Genomic DNA, 21,951 nt, shown 5'->3' on the forward strand with positions numbered 1-21,951 from the left:
GAGTAGGCCATGGGCGACCAAGAAGCGGACATCGACCGGATCCGGGAGAGTGCCCGGGCGCTGAAGCGGATCCGGGGCACCTTCGCCGAGCGCGCCAACCCGGCCGAGGGATACGGCGTAGGCGAGATCGGGTCGGAGAAGATCCTGGAAGCCTTCGAGAAATTCGGTAGCAACTGGAAGATTCACCGCAGACAGCTGACCGACGAGTTGGAGAAGCTCCACGGGATCACCAAGGGCGCGGCGGACTCGTACGACAAGATCGACCACGAACTGGCCGAGGCGCTGCGCCGCGCGGACGAGAAGGCCAGGGACGGAGAGAAGGGGGGCGGAAAGTGACGCGTCCCGCAACCCACCGCTGGGCCGTTCTCGACGAGAGCTCCGACCCGATACCGGGCGACCCTGAGGAGGTGGCGCGACTCGGCCGGCAGCTGCGCAAGACCGCCGAGGCCATCGAGAAGGAAGCCCGCGAGATCAAGGAGCTGGCCTCCGTCGAGAACTGGAAGGGCAAGGCCGCCACCGAGTTCCGTGGAGCGGCCGAAGGCGCCGGGGACAAGCTCCGCAAGGCGTTCAAGCGGTATGACGAGGCAGCCGACGCACTCGGCACTAGTGTTGTGGACGGGGTATGCAGCACCGAGTTCGCCTCGGAGCTGCACCGCGCGCAGCGGATGGCCGACAAGGCTTTGCGTGACGCGGAGACCGCGGACGGTGACCTCGGCGCCGCCCAGCGCTCGCTCGACGGGCAGCCCGACGACGCGCCGAAGGACGACCCGGACACCAAGAGGTACAAGGAGCAGAAGGAAAACGCCTCGTCGGCTCTGTCGGCGGCCAAGGACGCTCTGCGGACCGCCAAGGAGGTCCGTGACGCGGCTGCGCGCCGGGCGGCGGACGCGATCCACGACGTCATCGAGAACGACGGGCTCAAGGACGGCTGGACGGACAAGTTCAAGAACTGGGTCCACGAGAACGCGGGCTGGCTCACCCAGATTTCCAAATGGGCGGGACGTATCGCGCTGTGGGCGGGGGTGGCGGCGCTCGCTCTGGGCTGGATCCCGGTGATCGGACAGGCCATCGCGGTCGTCGCGAATGCCGTGGCCCTCCTTGCCGGCGTCGTCGCGCTCGCCACCGACCTGGTGCTGGCTCTGGGTGGAGAGGGAAGCTGGAAGTCCGTGATGCTGGACGCCGTCGGGGTCGCCACCTTCGGCCTCGGGCGGGCGGCGATGGCGGGAGCCAAGGGGGTGGCCGCCGGCAGCAAGGCGCTCGCCCGGAGCAACCTCTACAAGAACGCCGTCGCCTCCGGAATGAAGCCCAACAAGGCGTGGAACCTCGCCAACCGAGGTGCTCAGGGTTCCGTCCGGGGCAAGGACGCCGCGCGGGCGATGGCCAACATGCCCAAGGGAAAGCTGCCCAGCTGGAGCAACCTCAAGGAGGGGTTCAGCCCCGTCTCCATGTACCGCGATAGCGTCGACGGCGTGAAGTCCATCGGCAGCGCGTTCTCGAAGCAGGGCTGGCGGGACGGGCTCCGGGGGGTGGCCGCGCCCCGTTCGGCGGGCACACTCGATCCCGACCTGGCCAGGGCCGCCGCCGACCTCGACGGCATCGCGCCCGCCGCGACGCAGATGCCGGCGGTCAGCAGCGCACTGGGCAACTTCTCCGGCCAGACCAACGTCTGGGCGGGGGCGACCGCAACGGGTGTGGCCGCCGGTTCCGAGGGAGCCTACGGCGCCGTCACGACCCTGTACGACGGAGCCACGGGATGACGGCCCCCGGGCCCGCGCTCAGGCCTGCCGCATCGCGTGGCCCCGGCCTCGAGCGGTGCCATGTCTCCCGGCTCTTCGCACAGGACGGCGAGCTGGTGCTACGCACCCACCGTCGCACCACCCGCTACCCGGTGGGCGGAAACGGTATCGCGCGAGCGGTTTTCGTCGACGCCCCCGGTGAGGACAGGGAACGCATGGGGCCGACTCTCCCGGGCTCCTGGGGAGAGGTGCAGCTGCAGGACGCGGAGGGGGCGTTGATCGGCCGGTTCGACGTGGAAGACTGGCTGCCCGAGTCGCCCGTGCTGCCCAAACGGTCCGTCCAGGGCGAGCAGCTCCTCAGCCGCTCGGGTGTGGCCGGCCTGCTCAAGGCGGCGGGCATCCCCCTGCACGTGGTGCGGGACAGAAACGATCCGCTGGTGGCCCCGAGGGGCAGGGGGGCGGTGCTCGGGCCGGGTGGCGACTTCCCGTCCTGGTACTGGGGCGTCCGTGCCGTCGCCGGGGGCGCGTGGTTCGCCGCGTTCACGATCGTCGTCTTCTCCGGCACCACAGCGCCCTGGGCCATCCTGCTGCTGGCCGCCACCGCCTTCCTCGCCCCTGTCGCACGGCTGGCGCTGCGCGCCTGGTCCCGGCTGCGCCTCGGACGCCACGATCCCGTCGTCCGTGAGCGCGTCAGCCCCTCGCCTGCGAAGAGCGTCGGCGCGACGGTCAGGTTCTGCCGGGACACAGAGGTGCGGGTGCAGGACAAGGACCTCGTCCTGCGTGACCTCGGCGGGCAGGAGTACTGGTTCCCGTTGACCGGCCCGCACGCGGTGACCTCGCTGGTCCGGGTCAGCGACCGCACCGGCGTCGTGCTCGGGGTGGAACTGCGGGGGCCGGGGGAGCAGGTGCGGGCCGTGCTCCCGTGGGCTGCCTGGTTCGGCGGTGAGACGGGAGCCGACGGGTGGGCACGGTTGCGCCGCGCCGCCGGGCTGGCGGTGTCCGAACGCCGACTGAGCGGAAAGGCCGTCTGGCCCAAGGGGCCGGTGCTGGGCCTGCGCCTGCTGCCCGAGTCGGGCCGGGCGGCCCGCCGCATGTCGCGGTTCCCCGGGACCATCGCGGGAATGTCGTCCACGGCCGTCATGGCCTTCGGTTCCGTGTTCTCCGTGGTCCAGGGACTGCGGATCACGGACTCGCACCCCGGTGCGTCGCTTGCCGCGGTGCTTATGGGGGCGGTCGGCCTGGTCCTGCAGAGCACGCCGTACGCGGCCCACCAACTACGCAGTCGCCTCCGTCTCGACCGGAAGGCCCGGGACCGGACATCCAGGGATGATGCAACGTGACCGCTACCGGGAAGCCCGTGGACTCCTCCGAGAACCCCGCGGCTCCAGCCGACTACCGACTGCTCCTGCCCGAGGGTTGGTTCCGGATCCTGCTCGACCCCGACCGGCGGGACAGGTCCGTCGACGCGCTGGTGGAACGCCAGTTCTACGGCATCGACAACGCCCCGCACCTCAAGGAGGAACTACGTGCCGACCTGCGCCGCCGTGCGGCCAAGGCGCACCGCAGCGGTGGGATCGAGCTTTACCTGAGCCTCCAGGAGGTGGGCCCGTTCACCGTCCCCGCCTCGCTGCTGGTAAGCCTGGCGCCGCTGCGCCACGCCGAGCCGCTGCCCGCGGAGGACCTGGCGCGAGCCTTCGCCGAGGAGGCGGAAGAGGCGGATCCGGGCGAGGCACCGCAAATCACTGTCGAAGAACTGGTTGCGGGAACCGCAGTACGGGTCCGCAGACTGTCGCGGCAACCCGGCGAGAACGGGCCGGACGGGGACCACGTCTCCGTCTCGGTGGAGTACCACCTGCCCGTCCCGGGCACGATGGCGTTCCTGCTGCTCACCTTCTCCACGCCCCTGGAGCCGATCGCCGACACCATGGCCGGCCTCTTCGACGCGATCGCCGGCTCGCTGACCTGGACGGAGTGACTACCGACATGACCACCGTCGACCTGTCGAACCTCGGCCTGGAATGCTCGGAGGACTGGGTGCCGTTCCCCGTCGCCGGGCAGTTGGACCTGGGCTACTGGGCGAAACACCAGGCGGGGGACCTCGTCGAACGGTACGAGCGCGACGGGGAGAAGGGAAATGCCCGGCTCCTCGCCCGCGACCTCAGACGCGTGGCGGCCGACAGCCGTACCCGTGAACCCCTCGGTGCCTTCGGCTGGTACATCAGCGGTCATCACACCGTCGCGGCCGTCCTCGAACTCGACGCGATTCATCCGGACGGCACCTTCCGCGAGGTCACCCTCCCGCTCCTCACCGAGCACATGTCGGCGCGCGACTTCGGTGAACCGGACGTCCGCGAGGTCCGGCTGCCGCTCGGCGACGCGGTCCGCATCCGGCAGAACCTGATCGAGGAGAAGAAGCGCCTCCTCGGGCCGCGCCCGGTGGTCCGCACCCTCTTCTACGGCGTCCGCCCACCAGCGACGGACGCCGCCGTCACCCTGCTGGTCTCCTGGACTGAGCCGGTACTGGACGAACCACTGGAGGGCATCGTGGACGGCATCGCTCACACGCTGACCCTGTGAGGCACGAGCGGAGCCCCACCGGAACGCCCGGTCCTTCAGTCGCCCCGCCGGACCCTGCCGTATCGCTCCTCGGCGAGGCCGGCCTCCGCTCCCAGCAGGCCGAGGGCCCTGCGGCGCCGGTACCCGGAGAGCGCGCCGCTCACCGCGCCGGTGGCGATCGAGGCGGCCGAGAGGTAGGTCAGCTCCCGCTCCGGACTCACGTTCTCCGGGCGGTTCAGCCGCGCTCCCGCATCGTCCGAGGGGTCGGCGAAGACCCGGGCGTGGTCCCCCGGCCGAAGGGGGCAGTCGCTGAGGGTCGTCTCCAAGGGCCGTACCCCTGGAGCGGTACCCACTTCACGCAGGGCGCAGTGAGGGGTTCCGCGCGAGGTGGGCTCGTCTCTGGAGACCACGACCACGTCCGCCCAGCGGCCACGCTCGATCAGCACCGAGGTGTGGAAGGTGACGGCCGCACCGAAGAAGAGGTAGAGGCCGCCGAGGACGATCAGAACGACCGGGCCGGGCCGGCTGCCGTAGTGCGCGATCTCGGGCAGCAGCAGGAACAGCAGGCATATCGCGGACGTCACCAACAGCGGCCACAGCAGTGTGCCACCGACCGACTCGGGGACCGCGAGAAGGACCAGGGGCGGCAGCCAGGCGGGCACGCTCACCGCGAACGCGGCGCACAGCACGGCGGCGCGCGGCAGGACGGGGACCCGGCGGGTGAGCCGTCCGCTGAGACGGTGCGGGGCGCGGGGCGTGGCCCGCTTGGGGTGGAGTCGCCGCATCCGGTCGCGGTACTCGTCCTGCGTCAGCTGTGTTGTCATCCGCCGGTGCTCCGGCAGGAAGGCCCGGACCGGTGCGGCACCCCGGTCGTGAGGTGGGCCGACACCGTCACGTCACGTGCCACCGCCGCCCTTCCCGCCCCGCTTGTCCTCCGTCTTCACGGCCTCGTTGACCTGCTTCGTCAGCTCGTCGTCGAGCTTCTTGAACTCCCGGACGACGGCGTCGGACATGTCGCCGAGCGCGTCGAGCTGCTGGGTGATGTCCTCGCGGCCGTCCTCCCAGTTGGACTCGAAGTCGTCGAGAGCGTCGTTGACGCTGCCGTCGCCGATGTCGTCCTTGTACGACTCGAAGAGCTTCTTGGTGTGGTTCAGCCGCGTCTTGAGCGAGCGCAGTCGGCGCCCGTAGTCCTCCAGCTCGGTCAACGGCAGTGCGAGGTCGCTCTTGCCCATGGCGCGGAGTTCCTCTCTGCGGATCGGGTCAGACGAAACGGAAGGTGCCGGTCACGGCATCGAAGATGTCGTGGAACGCCTCGGCGAGGTCCAACACCGGGCTGGCCCCGGAGACGAGCACGACCTGGTCGGTGGTTCCCGGTACGGGGATGTACGTCTGCGTCAGCACCATACGCAGGGTACGACTGTCACCCGGGGCGACGGGTACGTCCTCGACGCCGTACGTCCGCGCGGCCGTGCCGACTTCGGGGACGTCCACGGTCGTGACCTTGCGCCAGGCGTCGTCCTCGCGTCGCGGGGTGATCGTACGGAGGCTCTCGGCGATGGCCCGGGGGTCGGTGGAGAGGGCGACGCCCTGCTTGTTCTTGGCGCCAAGGGCGGACACGGTGACGGTCGCGGAGAGCGGAACGCCGTCGAAGTTCTCGGCCATGCAGCCGAGGTAGAGGGCGCCGGAATCGTGGGCGTCCTTGGCCATTTTGCGGAGCATCGCGGTCAGGTCCGTGCGGTACGGGGCCAACTCGGGCGACTCTCGTACCCGTTCGTCCACCAGTGTCCGTACCGTCGCTTCACGTCCCTCCGGGCGGATGTCGAACTCCCACCAGGAGTCGGGAACGGCCAGTGAGAAACTCGGCATCACAACCACTCTTTCTGAATATTTCGTGAACGACTAACCGAGGTCCATTCCGAGATCCTCTGTAGCGATCTCGGTGAGTCTGCTGTCCGGTACCGTCGGGGGTGCGTAGTTCAAGTCTCTGATCCGCGTGAGAAATTTCAGGGGGAGGGCGACATGGTGAGTGGATACGTAATGCGAAAGATCGCCGCGCCAGATCCATTCGCCATCTGTGTAGAGGGAGCCGATACCGGTCAACAGCGGTCCGTCAGGATCCAGCACGTCGGGCCCGGCGCTCATCTCGCTCCATAGTCCTGTCCCGTTCATGAGGTAGGAAACAATGTCCGACTCGTCCGGCTCACCAGATGGCCGCACCGCATCCTTGATCGAGCCGTCCATCGGCAACCCCCAGCCGGGAGAGAGTTCTGCGAAGAAGCCTGCGGGGCGAATCATTGGAGCTCCTCGTTGTTGCGGCTCGCTCAGACCATGGGGAGGAATGTGAGCCACACCCCACCGTCTTTGATGTGAGGGGTGAACGGACCCGCCCCGAAGCTGGGGACACCTACCGCGTTGGTCGGCGCCTTGACTGGTACGCCGAGGGAATTGGCCATCGTGCACATGCGATGCCTACCGCTTGGAACGCGCGTACGAACTTATCGCATATGCTCTCGCGCTTTGTGCTGGATGGGGCTAGATCAGGTAGAGACTGTCTTGAGGCTCTGGATCAGGGCGGTGAAGGATCCGGCCGGGGCGGTCACCATGCCCAGGGACGGGGCCTTCGAGTCGCGTATCGCGACGCGCGTTCGCAGAGGTGCTATCTCTACGCAGGTGTTGCCGTCACCGCCACCGGAGTACGAGGACTTCCGCCAACTCACGGTCTCGGTCATGACGCGCCTCATCCTTCGCCAAGCGGTGGACGAAGTCTCGTGACGCCGCACGGGTGAGCGACGCTTTCTCCACCCTGCGGAACAGTGTTCGAAGCTGCTTCAGCTGGGGCTCTGCGTCGATGAGAGTAACCGAGAGACGCCGTCGTGCCGCCGTCGAGCACGGTGACCTTTGGGTCGGAAGCGGGGAGTTTGCCGATGACCGTCACGTTCTTGTCCGTGTACGACTTGATCCACTTCTTGCTCTGGGAGCGGCCGGAATCGGTGTCGCAGAAGGCAACGGCTGCGCTGTCGGGGTCGTTGGCGATGATCGCGGCGTACCCCGCCCGGAGTTCTTCCTTGGCGTCGTTGAGCACGGCCTGTTCTTGAGCGTCGCTGCTCGTCCAGTCTTCGAAGGTCAGTTGGAAGCTTGATCACCCGCCGCTCGACGCCGGACGGCGCCGACCCGGACGCCGAAGCCGACGGAGCGGAACTGCTCGCCCCCGCCCCCGCGGTGTCGTCCGGCGCCGAGTCGTCGCCGCCTCCGCCGCAGGCGGTCAACAGCAGGGCCGCTGTCGCGGTGAAGGTGGCGGCGGTGGTCGTGAGGGCGCTGCGGGCCACGGTTGGCCCCCCGGGGTACGGCGTGTGCGACAGGGGACGAAGCCATCAGGGGGAGGTGCAGGGGCCCTGGGCGGTTTCCGGGGATTGTGTGGGGGACGTGAAGGGTGACCGGCGAGTGGTCGACGTCATGGGGCAAAGGCCGTAAAGGGGGCCGGGGTTGCGGTCGGGTCTCGTGGCGGGCCTTCGACGGTGTCGGTGTGAGTCCATAAGATCTCTGTAGGCTCAGCACACCCCTCATACCGGACGCTCCAGCCGCCCTCCACACACGTCCACACACACCCACACACGACACACGACCCGGGAAACCCGCCATGCCTCGACGCCGCACCACCAGCTCGTCAAGCTCGACGGGAAGTTCGCCGGCTCCGAGGAACCGGACACCCCAACCGGTGCGGGTGCGGCGGCGGTCGTTCGGGGACTTCGTCAAGGCGTTCCTCGCCTTCGTGGTGCTGCTCGTGCTGGTCGTCGGGGTCCCCCTCGCGCTGGCCACCCAGATCGGCTGGCCCCTGCCGGACGGCATGCCCGGCCTCGACTGGCTGCAGCGTGAGATCACCGTGCGGACCTTCCTGAGCATCCTGACCGTCGTCGTCTGGTTCGCGTGGGCGCAGTTCACCGCCTGCGTGCTCGTCGAGGTCAAGGCCGCGCTGTCCGGCGTCGGGGTGCCGGGGCGGGTGCCGGGGTCCGGGCCCAGCCAGCTGCTCGCCCGGCAGCTCGTCGCCGCCCTGCTGCTCGTCGGTGCCACCGCGGCGAGCCTCACGCCGGGGCTGTCGCAGCTCGGGCAGAGCATGGAGGGCAACCAGAAGCCGTCCGTCGCCGCCGCCCAGCAGACGCCGGGACTCTTCGCCCAGCAGCAGGAGCAGGCCGCCAGTACGGCGAGCGCCCTCGCCGAGCAGGCCGGGCAGGCCGCCGCCCGCGCCGACAGCGGCTCCGCCGCGCACGGCGACACGAAGTACTACCGGATCCAGCCGCCCGAGGGACGCCACCACGACTCCCTCTGGGAGATCGCCGACCGGCACCTCGGTGACGGACGCCGGTACAAGGAGATCTTCGAGCTCAACAAGGACCGCGTGCAGCCGGACGGGTCCAAGCTCTCCGAGGCGTCCCTCATCCGGCCCGGGTGGATCATGGAGATGCCCGGCGACGCCCGCGGCGGCGAGCTCGTCGAGTTGCCCGACGAGGCGCCGAACGTCTCCGAGCAGGTGCAGCGGCACATCAGCGACTACGCACAGACCGGGGACCAGGCTCAAGGCGGGGGAGGAGCCCAGGGAGGAGGAGCCCAGGGCGGCGGTGACGCCCAGGTCTCCCTGCCCGAGCAGCGGCCCGCGCCCGCCCCCGTCACGCCCGCGAACCCGGCCCCCGCGCCCAGCACCGGCCGGGAGCACGCCGCCACCCCCGCGGAGGCCGGGCACTCCTTCGGGCTGCCCGAGGCACTCCTCGCCGCGCCTCTCCTCGCCGCCGGTCTCCTCGGCGCCCTCGGCCGCCGGCGCCGGCAGGCGCTGTGGCAGTCGGCGCTCGGCAACGTCGGCGGGCGGCGCGGCATGGAGCCGCCCACGCCGACCGGCGACGCCCAGGACGCGCAGGACGCGCTGCTCGTCGGCGCCGACCCCGAGGGCGTACGCCTGCTGGACCGGTCTCTGCGCGGACTGGCCGCCGCCCTCGCCGCCGAGTCGCGTCCGTTGCCCGTCGTGTACGCGGCCTGGATGAGCGGCAACGGCGACCTGCACCTGCAGCTCGCCCAGCCCGCAGGCAAGCCGCCGGCGCCCTGGCAGCTCGGGCAGGACCAGACCTTCTGGTTGCTGGCCCGCGCCGACGCCGAGGGACACGAGGACGCCGACACGGCCGCGCCGTATCCGGGTCTCGTCAGCCTCGGCACCATGGACGACTCCCGGCTGCTGCTCAACCTGGAGGCCGTGCCCGGCCTCGTCTCGCTCAGCGGTACGGAGGCCGACCGGTCCGCCGTGTTCGCGTCGGTCGCCGCCGAACTGGCCACCAACGGCTGGTCGGACCGTATGACCATCACGCTCGTCGGGTTCGGGGACGACCTCACGCCCCTCGCGCCCAACCGGATCCGTCACCTCGACGGGTTCGAGGACCTCTTCGAGACGATGTCCGCCGAGACCCGGCAGCGGCGCGGCGCGCTGGGTGCCGCCGGGCACGACTCCGTCCTCACCGGCCGTACCGGGCCCGCCCAGCACACGCGTTGGGCGCCGCACCTCGTCCTGCTCGCCGCCCAGCCGTCCGACGAGGACGCCCTGCGGCTCGCGGAACTCGCGGCCGACGCCAGTCGTCTCGGCATCGGCTACCTCGTCGGCACCGAGGGCACCGATCTGCCCGGCGCCGCCTGGGAGATGGAGATCACCGGCGAGGGGAAGCTGCTCGCGCCGCTCCTCGGGCTGGAGCTGAAGGCGCAGTCGCTGCCGGCCGCGCAGCAGCGGGCCGTCGTCGAGCTGTTCAGCGACGCCGACCCCGGACGCGGGCCCGGCGGACCGGCCAACACCCCGCCGTTCCTCGTCGACGTCAGCGAGCAGGGGCGGCCCGCGGTGTACGCCCGCCTCGTCGGGCCGTACGAGATCATCGGCCTGGACGCGCCCGACGGCGACCGCAGCGCCCAGCTCCACGAGGCGCTCGCCCTGCTCCTGCTGCACCGCGAGGGCGTCCATCCGCGCGTGCTGGCCTCCGCGCTGTGGCCCCGCGGCGTGACGGCGGACGTGCGCGACGCGCTGCTGGAGCGGTTGCGGGCCTGGCTGGGCACCGACCCCGACGGCAGCGCACGACTGCGTACGGACGCCGGCGGACGTCTCACCCTCGCCGAGTCCGTCGTCTCCGACCTCGACGTGCTGCGCTCCCTCTACTACGAGGCCACGCAGGGCCGGGGCGTCGACAGCCGCCAGGTGCGCGGACGGCTGCTCACCGACGCGCTGGTGCTGGTGCGGGGGCCGCTGCTCGCCGACCGGCCCGAGGGCCGCTACCGCTGGCTCACCCACGAGATCATCGACGCTCAGCTCCCGCTGCTCGTCGCGGACACCGGACTGGCGCTCTCCGATTTCCACCTGGAGAAGAACCGCGCGGAGAAGGCCATCGAGGCGCTGAACGCGGCGCTGCGCACGGCCCCCGCCGACGAGCGCCTGTGGCACGAACTGCTGCGCGCCACGCACGCCACCGAGGACACCGGACGGCTCCACGCGCTCGCCGCCGACCTCATCGGCCGCAGCGGCGCACGCGGCCTGCCGCCGCGCACCGAGGCACTGCTCGACGAGCTGCTGCCGACCTGGCGCGACGGCGTCGCCGCCGCCGGATGAGCATCGATCTCCTGGCCGCCCTGATCGTCCCGGTCGCCGCGCTCTGGGGCGCGGCGACGGGCGCGCTGCTGCCCCGCGCCGCCTACCGGTTCTCCGCCCCCTCGGGGGAGGCGTGGCGCGAGCGGTGTCCGGGTGGCGCGCATCCCGTCCGGGGCTGGCTCGGACGGGCGCGCTGCGGGCAGTGCCAGGCCGAGGCCGCCTTCTACGGCCCTCGCGCCGCCGTGCCCGCCACCGTCACCGCCGTCGTCTGCGCCGCCCTCGCCGCCGCGACCGGCATCCGTCCCGAGTTGGCGGTCTGGCTGCTGCTCGCCCCGGCCGGCGTGCTCCTCGCGGCCGTCGACCTCCGGGTACGGCGGTTGCCCGACCCCCTCACCCTGCCCCTCGCCGGCACCGCACTCGTCCTCCTCGGCCTCACCGCGCTCGTGCCCGAGCACGCCGGGGAGTGGACCACCGCCCTGCTGGGCGCCCTCGCCCTGGGCGCCGGCTACTTCGTGCTGTTCCTCGTCAACCCGGCCGGCATGGGCTTCGGCGACGTGAAGCTGGCCCTCACGGCCGGTGCGGTCCTCGGCTGGTACGGCTGGCCGACGGTGATGCTCGGCACGTTCGCCGGGTTCCTGCTCGGCGCGCTCTACGGCGGCGCCCTCGTCGTCGCCCGGCGGGCGGGGCGCAAGACGGCCATCCCGTTCGGGCCGTTCCTGATCGCGGGCGCGTTCCTCGGCGTCCTCGCGGGCGCCTACGCGGCCTGAGGACGCCTGCGGATCACCGGCCGAAAGGGCTGGCGTAGGCTGGCCTGGTCCGTCCACAACCCTTACGAACTCTGCGAAAGGGACGCCGGTGACCGAGAAGGCCGACCTTCAGCCCATCCTCGACCGCGCCGCCGCCGGTGGGCGGATCACCCCCGAGGAGGCGCTCGTCCTCTACCGCGACGCCCCGCTGCACGCGCTGGGCGCCGCCGCCGACGCCGTACGCAGGCGCAGGTACGCCGGTACCGAGCACATCGCCACGTACATCATCGAGCGCAACATCAACTACACGAACGTGTGCGTCACGGCGTGCAGGTTCTGCGCCTTCTACGCCGCGCCCAAGGACACCGCCAAGGGCTGGACCCGCGACCTCGACGACATCCTGCGCCGCTGCGCGGAGACCGTCGAGCTGGGCGGCACGCAGATCATGTTCCAGGGCGGCCACCACCCGGACTACGGCGTCGAGTACTACGAGAAGCACTTCGCCGCCATCAAGAAGGAGTTCCCGCAGCTCGTCATCCACAGCCTGGGGGCGAGCGAGGTCGAGCACATGGCGCGGATCTCGAAGGTGTCGGTCGAGGAGGCGATCCAGCGGATCCACGCGGCCGGGCTCGACTCCTTCGCCGGGGCCGGTGCGGAGCTGCTGCCCGAGCGTCCGCGCAAGGCGATCGCTCCGCTGAAGGAGTCCGGCGAGCGCTGGCTGGAGATCATGGAGATCGCGCACCGGCTGGGTGTCGAGTCGACCTCCACCATGCTCATGGGCACCGGCGAGACCAACGCCGAGCGCATCGAGCACCTGCGCATGATCCGGGACGTGCAGGACCGCACCGGGGGCTTCCGCGCCTTCATCCCGTACACCTACCAGCCCGAGAACAACCACCTGAAGGGCCGCACGCAGGCCACGCTCTTCGAGTACCTGCGGATGATCGCCATCGCCCGGCTGTTCATGGACAACGTCGCCCACATCCAGGGCTCCTGGCTCACGACGGGCAAGGAGGTCGGCCAGCTCTCCCTGCACTACGGCGCGGACGACCTCGGCTCGATCATGCTGGAGGAGAACGTCGTGTCGTCGGCCGGCGCCAAGCACCGCTCCAACCGGCTGGAGATCATCGACCTGATCCGCAAGGCGGGGCGGGTACCGGCGCAGCGTGCCACGACGTACGAGCACCTCGTCGTGCACGACGACCCGGCCAACGACCCCGTCGACGAGCGCGTCGTGTCCCACATCTCGTCCACGGCCATCGAGGGCGGCACGGCCCATCCGGAACTGAAGCTGCTCGCCTCCAACTGAGGCCGTCGTGCTGACCGTTCACGTCTCCGAAGCCTCGCCCGAGGCCGCCGTCGTCGTCGACGGCGCGCGGCTCGCCGCCGTCGGCCCGTACGAGGCACTGGCCGCCGACCACCCGCGGGCGCGGGTGCGCCGGTGGCCCGGCATCCTGACGCCCGGACTGCTCAACCCGTACGGCCCGGAACTGCTGGAGCAGGCGTACCACCCCGACCCGCGCGAGGCGAACCGGCTGGGCACCGAGCCGATCTTCGGGGAGCGGGCCCTCGCCCTCCTCGGTGCCAATCCGTCCGCGCGGGGCGCCAGCGCGCGCCGAGGAGTACAGCGCATGCTCGCGCACGGCACGGTCGCCGTCGCCGGTGAGCTGCGAGGCCGCGCGGCCCTCGACGCGGTGCGCGGAGCGGGGCTCGCCGTGGCGGCGCGTCCGCCCGCCCTGCCCGGGCCCGCCTCCTTCTCGCCGGTCCCGCTGGTGCTGCTTCCCGCGCTCGCCGCCGGGAAGCCCGCCCGGTTCGCGGTGTTCGACGTACCCGACCGGGCCGCGCTCGTGCGGGCCGGCGCGTCCACGTGCGTGGCCACCGTCGTGGGCGGCCGTCTGGTGTACCGGGGGCGCTGAGCGCGCCGTCCCACGGGGCCGGCCCGACGGGCCTATGCGCCGAACGCCGCGCCGAACGCCCCGTCCTCCTGCTCCACGCCGCTGCACGTGGTGAGCGCGTCGGTGGCCGACGCGTCCTCGGCGCACCGCCTGTCCCGGAAGGCGGCCCAGACCGAGACCCACGCGATGCCCTTCTCCTCGGCGAACGCGCGCACCTCCGACGCGTCCGCGAGGGTGAAGGTCTCACCGGCGACGTCGTTGACGCCGAGCATCGAGGTGAGCGCCATGCCCCGCCAGGCGTCCGCGTCCGAGGTGCCGAAGACCTCGCGGAGCTGCGTGTGCGCGGCCTCGGCCGAGGTGAGGGCGTACTCGCCCATGTCGCCGTCGTAGGACTCCCCGTAGTTCATGGTCATGAGGTTGACGGTGGCGACCTGTACGCCGTGGTCGTTGGCGGACGCGAGCAGCGTCAGGGAGTCGGCGTCCAGGCCCGAGGGCATCACCGGGAGGGTGAAGGACACCTCCAGGCCGTCGCGTTCCTCCTGGAGCAGCGCGATCGCCTCCGAGCGCAGGACGACGGAGTCCGTGTCGGTCAGCGCGCCGCCCTCGATGTCGAAGTCGGCCCGGGTGGAACCGGCCGCGTCCAGGGCCTCGCCGTACGCCTGCGCCAGGTCGGCCGCGCTGCCGCAGGCCGCCGCCAGTTCCGTCCCGGAGGCGCCGCCGAAGGAGACGCGGACGTCGGCGCCGGACTCCGTCAGCTGCGCGAGGCGTGAGGCGACGGAGGTGTCGTCGATGTCCTGGACACCGTTCCAGCGCGGGACGCAGTCGTCGCCGGAGGAGATGACGAACGCCAGGTTGTACGTCGCCGGGGAGCCGCCGGAGTCGGTCGCGGAGGCCGTGGTGGCGCTGACGTAGGGGGCGTAGGCGGTGACCGGCGCGGGCGACTCGGACGGTGCCGTGCTGGCCCTGTCCTCCGTGGCGCCTGTGTCGCCCGCGCCGTCGTCCCGCCCGGCGCAGCCCGCGGTGGCCAGGGCGAGCAGCAGGGCGCACCCGGCCGCCGCCTTCCGATATGCCCTCATGTGCGGCACGCTCCCGTTCTCGTCGTCGGACGTTCTCGTCGTCGGACGAGTGAACCTCTCACGCGTTGCTGGGGCTTTCCTGAGGAAAGGGCGCGGTTTCCCGCCGTCGCACAGGGGGCGGACAGGCTGCGCGGCTTTTCACCGGGATCTCACAACGAGGTCAGAGCCGGCGGCAGGCAAGGCTCCCTAACGTCCGGGGCATGCAATCCGAGCCTGTCCTCGCCTCCCGCGCCGCGCCGCGCGGTCGCCGTCGCAAACGCGGCAACGGGTCCGCGGAAGGGCCCGTGTTCGTCGACAACTCCGGACGCCGGGCCCGGCTGCTGCGCCGGCTGGGACTCCTCGTCGGCGTGGTCTGCGTCGGCTACGCGGCCGTCCTGGGCCTTGCCTTCATGGGCATCGGCACCTCGGTGTCCCCGTCCTCGCTGCTGCCCTTCGGGGGCGGCCAGGACGCTGGCCCGGGTCCCGGCGGCGGTGCCGGGCCGCAGGGCGGCCCGATGCCGACGGGCACGCCACCCACCGGCGCGACCACCCCGCCCACGGACGGACCCAGCGGCGCGCCCACCGCACCCACCGGCGCCACCACCGGCGCCACCACCGCCGCCGCCGCCGCCACCGCCGCCGTCCCGAGCACCACCGCCTCCGCCACCCCGAGCGCCGGCACCTCCGCCCCCGCCAGTGCCGCCACCTCCGACTGACCGGAACGCCCCCACTCCCATGACGACGTCCTCACCCACGCCCCCCTCCCCGCCCTCGCGCGGCCGCCGCCGCGCCCCCTCGCGCATCGAGCGGGCCGCCGGCCGGGCCGCCGCGCTCCAGCGGCCGCGGGTCCTGCTCGCCCTGTTGCTCCTGCTCGCGCTGACCTGCGTGATGCTGCTCGACGGCTATCTGCGCGCGGAGGTCGGCGGCGACCAGCGCGTACGCACCGGCGCCAGCGCGAGCGACGTACCCGACGAGGTCCTCGACGGCGGGCCGATCCTCACCTTCCGCGGCGGACAGGCCACCACCGTCTCCGTCCCGGACAAGACGATCGCCCTGACCTTCGACGACGGCCCGAACCCCACCTGGACGCCGCAGGTGCTGGACATCCTCGAGAAGTACGACGTGCCCGGCACGTTCTTCCTGGTCGGGTCGATGGTCTCGCGCTACCCGGACATCGTGGAGGACCTGGTCGAGCAGGGCAACGAGGTGGGCATCCACACCTTCACCCACGTCGACCTCTCCTATCAGAGCGACGCCCGCGTCACGCGCGAGATCGAGCAGACCCAGCTCGCCCTGGCGGGCGCGGCCGGCATCACCACCACGCTGTTCCGGGCGCCGTACTCCTCCGAGACGGACGCCATCGACAACTACAGCTGGCCCGTCTACGAAGAGCTCGGCGAGGACGGCTACACCAGCGTCTTCGTCGACACGGACAGCGACGACTGGAGGCGGCCCGGCGTCTCGGACATCGTCAAGTGGGCCACGCCGGAGGACGACGAGGGCGCGTCCGTCCTCTTCCACGACGCCGGCGGCGAGCGTTCGCAGACGATCGAGGCGCTGCCGAAGTACATCGAGAAGATGAAGGCGAAGGGCTACACCTTCACCACCATCAGCGGCGTCATGGCCGAACAGCAGCCCCAACAGCAGACTCAGCAGCAGTCCGGCCAACAGTCCGGCCAACAGTCCGGCCAGCAGACCGGACAGCAGGCCTCCGACGGGCCCGCGGCCGGGGCGTCCGGCGCCGACGGCGGTCGGAGCGACCTCCAGGCCGCCCACCACCAGGCCACCGGCGCGACCCTCTACGAAGGCAAGGCGCTCATCGCGGCTGTCGCGGTCGCCGAGTGGACGGTCCCCGCGCTGTCGATCGGACTCGTGATCGTGGGCGTGGCCGTCATGGGCCGGTTCGGGATGATGCTGATCCTCGCCCGCCGCCACTACAGAAGGCGCAACAGACGCCGCTTCAGCTGGGGGCCGCCCGTCACCGGGCCGGTGAGCGTGATCGTCCCGGCGTACAACGAGAAGGAGTGCATAGCCAACACCCTCCAGTCACTGGCGCGCAGCACCCACCCGATCGAGATCGTCGTCGTGGACGACGGCTCGACGGACGGCACCGCCGAGATCGCCGAGTCCCTGCGACTGCCCAACCTCCGCGTCGTCAGGCAGGCCAACGCGGGCAAGCCCGCCGCCCTCAACAACGGCGTCCGGCACGCCCGGTACGACATCGTCGTGATGATGGACGGCGACACCGTCTTCGAACCGGACACCGTACGGCACCTGGTGCAGCCCTTCGCCGACCCCGGCGTCGGCGCGGTCGCCGGCAACGCCAAGGTCGGCAACCGCCGCACCCTCATCGGCGCCTGGCAGCACATCGAGTACGTGATGGGCTTCAACCTCGACCGGCGCATGTACGACCTGCTGCGCTGCATGCCGACCATCCCCGGCGCGATCGGTGCGTTCCGTCGCCGGGCGGTCCTGGAGGCCGGCGGCATGAGCGACGACACCCTCGCCGAGGACACCGACATCACCATCGCCCTGCACCGCGCCGGATGGCGGGTCGTCTACCAGGAGCACGCCCGGGCCTGGACGGAGGCGCCGGGCTCGCTCAAACAACTCTGGTCGCAGCGCTACCGCTGGTCCTACGGCACCATGCAGGCGCTCTGGAAGCACCGCCGCTCCCTGACGGACAAGGGGCCCTCGGGCCGCTTCGGGCGGGTCGGCATGCCGCTGGTCGTGCTCTTCCAGGTGGTCACGCCGGTCTTCGCCCCGCTCATCGACGTGTTCACCGTCTACTCGATGGTCTTCGTCGACTTCCGGGCGGCACTGCTCGCGTGGCTGGCGGTGCTGGGCGTCCAGCTCGTGTGCGCGGCCTACGCCTTCCGCCTCGACCGGGAGAGGTACCGGTACCTGCTGATGATGCCGCTCCAGCAGTTGGCGTACCGGCAGATGATGTACCTCGTCCTCATCCACTCCTGCGTCACCGCCCTCACCGGCGGCCGGCTGCGCTGGCAGAAACTGAAGCGGACGGGTGAGGTGGGGACGCCGACCGGGACCGCGGGTACCGGGTGATGGGCGCGCACAGCAAGGGAGCAGCGCGCCGCACCCCCGACGTGAGCACGGCACCGGCGGCTGCCACGGCGGGGGCCGCGACCGGTGGGCGGGACCACTACTTCGACACCCTGCGCGCGCTCGCCCTCGTCCGGGTCGTCGCGTACCACGTCTTCTGCTGGCCGTGGGCAGGACTGGTCTTCCCCTCCATGGGGGTCATGTTCGCCCTGGCCGGCACCCTGATGGCCAAGTCGCTCGGGCGTCCGGCCCCGGCGGTGATCCGGGGCCGGCTGCGCCGCCTGCTCCCGCCCTTCTGGTGCTGGGGCGTCTTCGTGGTGGGTGCGATGCTGCTGCGCGGCTGGATGCCGGGGTGGCAGATCGTCTTCTGGGTCGTGCCGGTCGGCGACCCGCCGGGCAGTGCCTGGGGCGAGCAGGCCTGGGAGGTCCTCTGGTACCTGCGCACGTACCTGTGGCTGGTCCTGCTCTCTCCGTTGCTGCTGCGGGTGTTCCGGCTGGCTCCGGTGCCGGTGCTGCTGCTGTCCCTCGCCCCGATCGTGGTCCTCCAGTACGTCCGGCAGCCGCCGGACAACCGCCTCGGGACCGGGCTGCTCGACCTGGCGACGTACCTCTTCTGCTGGCTCCTGGGCTTCGCGCACCGCGACGGCGTCCTGGGGCGCCTGAAGCCGGCCGCGGTCGTCGCCCTGTCGATCGCCGCGCTCGCCTACGGCGGCTGGTACGCGTTCGCGCACCGGGCCGAGTACGGCACCTACGACCTCGACGACATTCCGCTCGCCCAGGCCTTCTGGTCGGCCGGTTTCGTGACGCCGCTGATGTACGCCAAGGCCCGGTTCGGCACCGGCTTCGCCGGGCTGACCCGGCTGCGACCACTGAGGTGGCCGGCCCGGCTGGTGGGTGTCCTCAACGCGCGAGCCGTCACGGTCTACCTCTGGCACGAGATCGCGCTGGTGGCCGCCGTTCCGCTGATCGACCGGTTCTGGGAGGTGCCCGCCTTCGAGGCGTACCTGCCGTTGGGCAGCCAGTGGTTCCTGCTGGGGGTGGGCTGGGCCCTGATCGCGGCGTTCGTGCTGCTGTTCGGATGGGTGGAGGACGTCGCCGCGCGGAAGAGGCCGCGCCTGCTGCCGTGAGCCCGTGCTGCAACAATGGGCCCGTGACCCGCGCTTCCCTGAACAAGCAGCCGCACGAAGTCGCCTCGATGTTCGACCACGTCGCGGAACGGTACGACCTGACGAACGCCGTGCTCTCGCTCGGCCAGGACCGGGCGTGGCGCAAGGAGGTCGCCCGAGCCGTCGACGCCCGTCCCGCGCAGAAGATCCTCGACCTGGCGGCCGGCACCGCGACCTCCTCCCTGCCCTTCGCCCGCACCGGCGCCTACGTCGTCCCCTGCGATTTCTCCCTCGGCATGCTCCAGGTCGGCAAGGAGCGGCACAGTTGGCTGCCGTTCACCGCCGGCGACGCGACGAGGCTGCCGTTCAAGGACGACGTCTTCGACGCGGTCACCATCTCCTTCGGGCTGCGCAACGTGCAGGACACCGACGCGGCGCTGCGCGAGATGTACCGGGTGACGCGGCCCGGCGGCCGGGTCGTCATCTGCGAGTTCTCGCACCCGACCTGGACGCTCTTCCGGACCGTCTACACCGAGTACCTGATGCGCGCCCTGCCACCGGTGGCCCGCGCGGTGTCGTCCAACCCCGACGCGTACGTCTACCTCGCCGAGTCCATCCGCGCCTGGCCCGACCAGCCGGCGCTCGCGGAGCGGCTGGGCAAGGCCGGCTGGTCCAGGGTGGCGTACCGGAACCTGACGGGCGGCGTGGTGGCACTGCACCGGGGGTTCAAGCAGGGCTGAGGGGAAGCAGGGAGAGAGCTGAGAGGACGCAAGGAGAGCTGAGGGGAAGCGAGGGAGAGCCGAGGGGACTCAAGCAGAGCTTGAGGGTACTCAGGGAGAGCTGAGGGTCGCGCAGTAGGGCGGCCCGCCCTCGCTTGGCTCGCCCGGCTCGGCCAGCTCCCGCCGGAGCCCGCCCCGGGGCGGCCCCGGCACCCGCGGTTCCCGGATGCCTCCACCGCCCTCGCCCTCCCCGAAGTCGAACCACACGTACACCATCGACTCCCGCGGCACCTGCGCGCCGGGCTGCGGATACTGGCGTACGACGTAGTCGACGACGGTGAGGTGGAGGTCCGGCCGGTCCGGCGCGTGCAGAAACAGGCCCTGCGCCCCGGCCGCCTCCCGCGCGTCCACGGCCATCAGGCCGACCAGGCGCGGTACGCGAACGTCGGATTTCTTGGGTACCAGGCGCACGGACGTCACCCCCAGCGGTACCCGGCAGAGTAGCTTCGCGGGGCACCGCCGGGAAGCGCCAAGTGGCTTACTGTGACACTCGGTTACTGTCTGTCATGCATTGTGCAGAGGAAGCCGGTAGCAGTGCCCCTGCTGCTGCGAGACCGGGGTCGTGAAGACCTCGTCGAGCCGCATGCCCAGCCGCTCCGTGACCGCGATGGACCGGACGTTGCGCGCGTTGACCATCGCGACCACCTCCGCCACACCCGCCGCCCGCACCCGCTCCAGGGTCTGCCGGGCCGCCGCCGTGACGTACCCCTTGCCCCAGTGCGCCCGCCCGAGGCGCCAGCCGATCTCGATGTCGCCCTTGGGGCCCCAGTCCTGCGGCCACGGCTGGGCGCCGGTGAAGCCGACCACCTGGCCGTCCTCGTCCACCATGGTCCACAGGCAGAAGCCGTGCTCGGCGTCGTGCCGGCGCTGGCGGGCGGTGAGTTCCTCGTAGACGGACAGCTCCGCGGACCTCCCGCCGTGGAACTCCATGACATCCGGGTCGTCGAAGATCCGGTGCCAGGCGACGGCGTCCTCGTCGGTGGGGACGCGCAACCGTACAACGGGGAGAGCTCGGTTCACTGGGCAGCCCTTCAGCCGGGTGATCGGTGACGCTGAATAGACTGCCCATGTCCAGTGCCCGTCGGCACGCAGATTTTCGAACTCTGGGGAGATCCCGCCGTGACCGAGCCCCTCTCCGACAACACCGCCGATGTGATCGTCGTGGGCGCGGGGCCAGCCGGCTCCACGACCGCGTACCACCTGGCCAAGGCCGGGCTCGACGTCCTCCTGCTGGAGAAGACCGCGTTTCCCCGGGAGAAGGTCTGCGGTGACGGCCTGACCCCGCGCGCGGTCAAGCAACTCGTCGCCATGGGCATCGACATCTCCGAGGAGGCCGGCTGGCTGCGCAACAAGGGCCTGCGCATCATCGGCGGCGGCTCCCGTCTCCAGCTGGACTGGCCGGATCTGGCCTCCTTCCCGGACTACGGACTCGTCCGCAAGCGCGACGACTTCGACGACCAGCTCGCCCGGCAGGCCCAGAAGGCCGGCGCGCGCCTCTATGAGCGCTGCAACGTCGGCGCCCCGATCGTGGACGACCGCACCGGCCGCATCACCGGCGTGCACGCCAAGCTGGGGGAGGACAAGCGCGAGGTCGCCTTCCACGCCCCGCTGGTCGTGGCCGCCGACGGCAACTCCACGCGGCTGTCCCTGGCGATGGGCCTGCACCGCCGCGAGGACCGCCCGATGGGCGTCGCAGTCCGCACCTACTTCACCTCCCCCCGCCACGACGACGACTACCTGGAGTCCTGGCTGGAACTCTGGGACCGCCGCGGGGCCCAGGACCGCCTCCTGCCGGGCTACGGCTGGATCTTCGGCATGGGCGACGGCACCTCCAACGTCGGCCTGGGCGTGCTGAACACCTCCAACTCCTTCAAGGAGATCGACTGGCGCGAGATCCTGAAGGCCTGGTGCGCCTCCATGCCGGAGGACTGGGGCTACACCCCGGACAACATGACCGGCCCGATCCGCGGCGCCGCCCTGCCCATGGCCTTCAACCGCCAGCCCCACTACACCAAGGGCCTGCTGCTCGTCGGTGACGCCGGCGGCCTGGTGAACCCCTTCAACGGCGAGGGCATCGCCTACGCCATGGAGTCCGGCCAGATCGCCGCCGACGTCATCGTCCAGGCACACGCGCGGGCCACGCCGGCCCAGCGCGAGGTCGCCCTCCAGCGCTACCCGCGCGTCCTGAAGGACACCTACGGCGGCTACTACACGCTGGGCCGCGCCTTCGTGAAGCTCATCGGCAACCCGAAGGTCATGCAGATCGCGACCCAGCGCGGCCTCACCCACCCCATCCTGATGAAGTTCACCCTCAAGATGCTCGCCAACCTGACGGACCCGACGGGCGGCGACGCGATGGACCGCATCATCAACGGACTGAGCAAGGTCGCACCGAAGGCCTGACCGGCCGC

General features: G+C 71.3%; 23 protein-coding genes. 14 read left to right on the plus strand and 9 right to left on the minus strand.

Annotation, left to right across the window (positions count from 1 at the left end; translation table 11 throughout):
- Positions 1 to 9 precede the first annotated feature (9 nt).
- The 5 genes from ACIQ6R_RS00420 (at position 10) to ACIQ6R_RS00440 (ending at position 4,313) form a co-directional block, all read left to right on the plus strand.
- A complete protein-coding gene (locus ACIQ6R_RS00420; RefSeq protein ID WP_404168672.1) occupies positions 10 to 336 on the plus strand; it encodes a hypothetical protein in 327 nt (108 codons plus the stop codon).
- The gene (locus ACIQ6R_RS00425; RefSeq protein ID WP_404168675.1) at positions 333 to 1,757 is read left to right on the plus strand and encodes a putative T7SS-secreted protein; all 1,425 of its coding nucleotides are present in this window, start codon (positions 333 to 335) and stop codon (positions 1,755 to 1,757) included. The genes ACIQ6R_RS00420 and ACIQ6R_RS00425 overlap by 4 nt, the downstream gene beginning before the upstream one ends.
- Positions 1,758 to 1,951: 194 nt before the next feature.
- Positions 1,952 to 3,076 carry a hypothetical protein gene (locus ACIQ6R_RS00430; protein WP_404168678.1) on the plus strand — a complete coding sequence of 375 codons (1,125 nt, stop codon included), beginning with the start codon at positions 1,952 to 1,954 and terminating at the stop codon, positions 3,074 to 3,076.
- On the plus strand, positions 3,073 to 3,711 hold the full coding sequence (locus ACIQ6R_RS00435) for a hypothetical protein (protein ID WP_404168681.1): 639 nt from the start codon (positions 3,073 to 3,075) through the stop codon (positions 3,709 to 3,711). The genes ACIQ6R_RS00430 and ACIQ6R_RS00435 overlap by 4 nt, the downstream gene beginning before the upstream one ends.
- Before the next feature lie 8 nt (positions 3,712 to 3,719).
- Positions 3,720 to 4,313: a hypothetical protein gene (locus ACIQ6R_RS00440; RefSeq protein ID WP_404217733.1), complete on the plus strand. Its 594-nt coding sequence runs from the start codon at positions 3,720 to 3,722 to the stop codon at positions 4,311 to 4,313.
- A 35-nt stretch (positions 4,314 to 4,348) separates the two neighbouring features.
- Here the strand turns inward: ACIQ6R_RS00440 and ACIQ6R_RS00445 are convergent, their stop codons facing one another.
- The 6 genes from ACIQ6R_RS00445 to ACIQ6R_RS00470 all read right to left on the minus strand — a co-directional run bounded on the left by ACIQ6R_RS00445 (position 4,349) and on the right by ACIQ6R_RS00470 (position 7,374).
- Positions 4,349 to 5,116, minus strand: coding sequence for a hypothetical protein (locus ACIQ6R_RS00445; protein WP_404217735.1), 768 nt, complete (start codon positions 5,114 to 5,116; stop codon positions 4,349 to 4,351).
- Between the two features lie 72 nt (positions 5,117 to 5,188).
- Entirely contained in the window at positions 5,189 to 5,524 is a 336-nt protein-coding gene (locus tag ACIQ6R_RS00450) for a hypothetical protein (protein ID WP_404168690.1), read from the minus strand.
- 28 nt (positions 5,525 to 5,552) lie between these two features.
- Positions 5,553 to 6,158 carry a hypothetical protein gene (locus ACIQ6R_RS00455; RefSeq protein ID WP_404217738.1) on the minus strand — a complete coding sequence of 202 codons (606 nt, stop codon included), beginning with the start codon at positions 6,156 to 6,158 and terminating at the stop codon, positions 5,553 to 5,555.
- A gap of 33 nt (positions 6,159 to 6,191) precedes the next feature.
- Complete coding sequence (locus ACIQ6R_RS00460) at positions 6,192 to 6,587, minus strand: hypothetical protein (protein WP_404217741.1); 396 nt, start codon at positions 6,585 to 6,587, stop codon at positions 6,192 to 6,194.
- 242 nt (positions 6,588 to 6,829) lie between these two features.
- A complete protein-coding gene (locus tag ACIQ6R_RS00465) occupies positions 6,830 to 7,021 on the minus strand; it encodes a DUF397 domain-containing protein (protein WP_404217743.1) in 192 nt (63 codons plus the stop codon).
- Between the two features lie 8 nt (positions 7,022 to 7,029).
- Positions 7,030 to 7,374 carry a hypothetical protein gene (locus tag ACIQ6R_RS00470; RefSeq protein WP_404217745.1) on the minus strand — a complete coding sequence of 115 codons (345 nt, stop codon included), beginning with the start codon at positions 7,372 to 7,374 and terminating at the stop codon, positions 7,030 to 7,032.
- 555 nt (positions 7,375 to 7,929) lie between these two features.
- Between ACIQ6R_RS00470 and ACIQ6R_RS00475 the strand changes: the two genes are divergently transcribed.
- From ACIQ6R_RS00475 to ACIQ6R_RS00490, 4 genes are all read left to right on the plus strand, one after another.
- On the plus strand, positions 7,930 to 10,917 hold the full coding sequence (locus tag ACIQ6R_RS00475) for a BTAD domain-containing putative transcriptional regulator (RefSeq protein WP_404217747.1): 2,988 nt from the start codon (positions 7,930 to 7,932) through the stop codon (positions 10,915 to 10,917).
- Complete coding sequence (locus ACIQ6R_RS00480) at positions 10,914 to 11,663, plus strand: prepilin peptidase (RefSeq protein ID WP_404217749.1); 750 nt, start codon at positions 10,914 to 10,916, stop codon at positions 11,661 to 11,663. The genes ACIQ6R_RS00475 and ACIQ6R_RS00480 overlap by 4 nt, the downstream gene beginning before the upstream one ends.
- An 88-nt stretch (positions 11,664 to 11,751) precedes the next feature.
- A complete protein-coding gene (gene mqnC / locus ACIQ6R_RS00485; protein ID WP_404168699.1) occupies positions 11,752 to 12,951 on the plus strand; it encodes a cyclic dehypoxanthinyl futalosine synthase in 1,200 nt (399 codons plus the stop codon).
- A 7-nt stretch (positions 12,952 to 12,958) separates the two neighbouring features.
- A complete protein-coding gene (locus tag ACIQ6R_RS00490; protein WP_404217751.1) occupies positions 12,959 to 13,558 on the plus strand; it encodes an imidazolonepropionase-like domain-containing protein in 600 nt (199 codons plus the stop codon).
- 32 nt (positions 13,559 to 13,590) lie between these two features.
- Here ACIQ6R_RS00490 and ACIQ6R_RS00495 read toward each other — a convergent pair whose 3' ends face one another.
- Entirely contained in the window at positions 13,591 to 14,613 is a 1,023-nt protein-coding gene (locus ACIQ6R_RS00495) for a chitinase (RefSeq protein ID WP_404217753.1), read from the minus strand.
- Between the two features lie 200 nt (positions 14,614 to 14,813).
- On the opposite strand from ACIQ6R_RS00495, the gene ACIQ6R_RS00500 reads away from it, so the two are divergent.
- Genes ACIQ6R_RS00500 through ACIQ6R_RS00515 form a run of 4 tightly spaced genes read left to right on the plus strand, consistent with a single transcriptional unit; the run spans position 14,814 to position 19,501 of the window.
- A complete protein-coding gene (locus ACIQ6R_RS00500) occupies positions 14,814 to 15,308 on the plus strand; it encodes a hypothetical protein (RefSeq protein WP_404217755.1) in 495 nt (164 codons plus the stop codon).
- A 19-nt stretch (positions 15,309 to 15,327) separates the two neighbouring features.
- On the plus strand, positions 15,328 to 17,658 hold the full coding sequence (locus ACIQ6R_RS00505) for a bifunctional polysaccharide deacetylase/glycosyltransferase family 2 protein (RefSeq protein WP_404217757.1): 2,331 nt from the start codon (positions 15,328 to 15,330) through the stop codon (positions 17,656 to 17,658).
- On the plus strand, positions 17,658 to 18,782 hold the full coding sequence (locus ACIQ6R_RS00510; protein ID WP_404217759.1) for an acyltransferase: 1,125 nt from the start codon (positions 17,658 to 17,660) through the stop codon (positions 18,780 to 18,782). The genes ACIQ6R_RS00505 and ACIQ6R_RS00510 overlap by 1 nt, the downstream gene beginning before the upstream one ends.
- Positions 18,783 to 18,805: 23 nt before the next feature.
- A complete protein-coding gene (locus ACIQ6R_RS00515) occupies positions 18,806 to 19,501 on the plus strand; it encodes a demethylmenaquinone methyltransferase (RefSeq protein WP_404217762.1) in 696 nt (231 codons plus the stop codon).
- A gap of 90 nt (positions 19,502 to 19,591) precedes the next feature.
- On the opposite strand, the gene ACIQ6R_RS00520 is transcribed toward ACIQ6R_RS00515, so the two are convergent.
- Together ACIQ6R_RS00520 and ACIQ6R_RS00525 are read right to left on the minus strand one after the other, a co-directional pair.
- Positions 19,592 to 19,951, minus strand: coding sequence for a PASTA domain-containing protein (locus ACIQ6R_RS00520; RefSeq protein WP_404217764.1), 360 nt, complete (start codon positions 19,949 to 19,951; stop codon positions 19,592 to 19,594).
- Positions 19,952 to 20,044: 93 nt separating this feature from the next.
- Positions 20,045 to 20,560, minus strand: a complete 516-nt coding sequence (locus ACIQ6R_RS00525) for a GNAT family N-acetyltransferase (RefSeq protein ID WP_404168723.1) — start codon at positions 20,558 to 20,560, stop codon at positions 20,045 to 20,047.
- A gap of 99 nt (positions 20,561 to 20,659) precedes the next feature.
- Between ACIQ6R_RS00525 and ACIQ6R_RS00530 the strand changes: the two genes are divergently transcribed.
- Complete coding sequence (locus tag ACIQ6R_RS00530) at positions 20,660 to 21,943, plus strand: geranylgeranyl reductase family protein (RefSeq protein WP_404217766.1); 1,284 nt, start codon at positions 20,660 to 20,662, stop codon at positions 21,941 to 21,943.
- The last annotated feature ends 8 nt before the right edge of the window (positions 21,944 to 21,951 follow it).

This window comes from Streptomyces sp. NPDC096048 (genome assembly GCF_044763415.1).
Classification (GTDB): Bacteria; Actinomycetota; Actinomycetes; order Streptomycetales; family Streptomycetaceae; genus Streptomyces.

Bases quoted from the DNA above. Each gene is read 5' to 3' on its own strand.
- ACIQ6R_RS00440 (WP_404217733.1), top strand. From the start codon at position 3,720: ATGACCACCGTCGACCTGTCGAACCTCGGCCTGGAATGCTCGGAGGAC.
- ACIQ6R_RS00450 (WP_404168690.1), bottom strand. From the start codon at position 5,524: ATGGGCAAGAGCGACCTCGCACTGCCGTTGACCGAGCTGGAGGACTAC.
- ACIQ6R_RS00420 (WP_404168672.1), top strand. From the start codon at position 10: ATGGGCGACCAAGAAGCGGACATCGACCGGATCCGGGAGAGTGCCCGG.
- ACIQ6R_RS00480 (WP_404217749.1), top strand. From the start codon at position 10,914: ATGAGCATCGATCTCCTGGCCGCCCTGATCGTCCCGGTCGCCGCGCTC.
- ACIQ6R_RS00430 (WP_404168678.1), top strand. From the start codon at position 1,952: ATGGGGCCGACTCTCCCGGGCTCCTGGGGAGAGGTGCAGCTGCAGGAC.
- ACIQ6R_RS00510 (WP_404217759.1), top strand. From the start codon at position 17,658: ATGGGCGCGCACAGCAAGGGAGCAGCGCGCCGCACCCCCGACGTGAGC.
- ACIQ6R_RS00495 (WP_404217753.1), bottom strand. From the start codon at position 14,613: ATGAGGGCATATCGGAAGGCGGCGGCCGGGTGCGCCCTGCTGCTCGCC.
- ACIQ6R_RS00465 (WP_404217743.1), bottom strand. From the start codon at position 7,021: ATGACCGAGACCGTGAGTTGGCGGAAGTCCTCGTACTCCGGTGGCGGT.
- ACIQ6R_RS00475 (WP_404217747.1), top strand. From the start codon at position 7,930: ATGCCTCGACGCCGCACCACCAGCTCGTCAAGCTCGACGGGAAGTTCG.
- ACIQ6R_RS00460 (WP_404217741.1), bottom strand. From the start codon at position 6,587: ATGATTCGCCCCGCAGGCTTCTTCGCAGAACTCTCTCCCGGCTGGGGG.
- ACIQ6R_RS00500 (WP_404217755.1), top strand. From the start codon at position 14,814: ATGCAATCCGAGCCTGTCCTCGCCTCCCGCGCCGCGCCGCGCGGTCGC.
- ACIQ6R_RS00455 (WP_404217738.1), bottom strand. From the start codon at position 6,158: ATGCCGAGTTTCTCACTGGCCGTTCCCGACTCCTGGTGGGAGTTCGAC.
- ACIQ6R_RS00445 (WP_404217735.1), bottom strand. From the start codon at position 5,116: ATGACAACACAGCTGACGCAGGACGAGTACCGCGACCGGATGCGGCGA.
- ACIQ6R_RS00505 (WP_404217757.1), top strand. From the start codon at position 15,328: ATGACGACGTCCTCACCCACGCCCCCCTCCCCGCCCTCGCGCGGCCGC.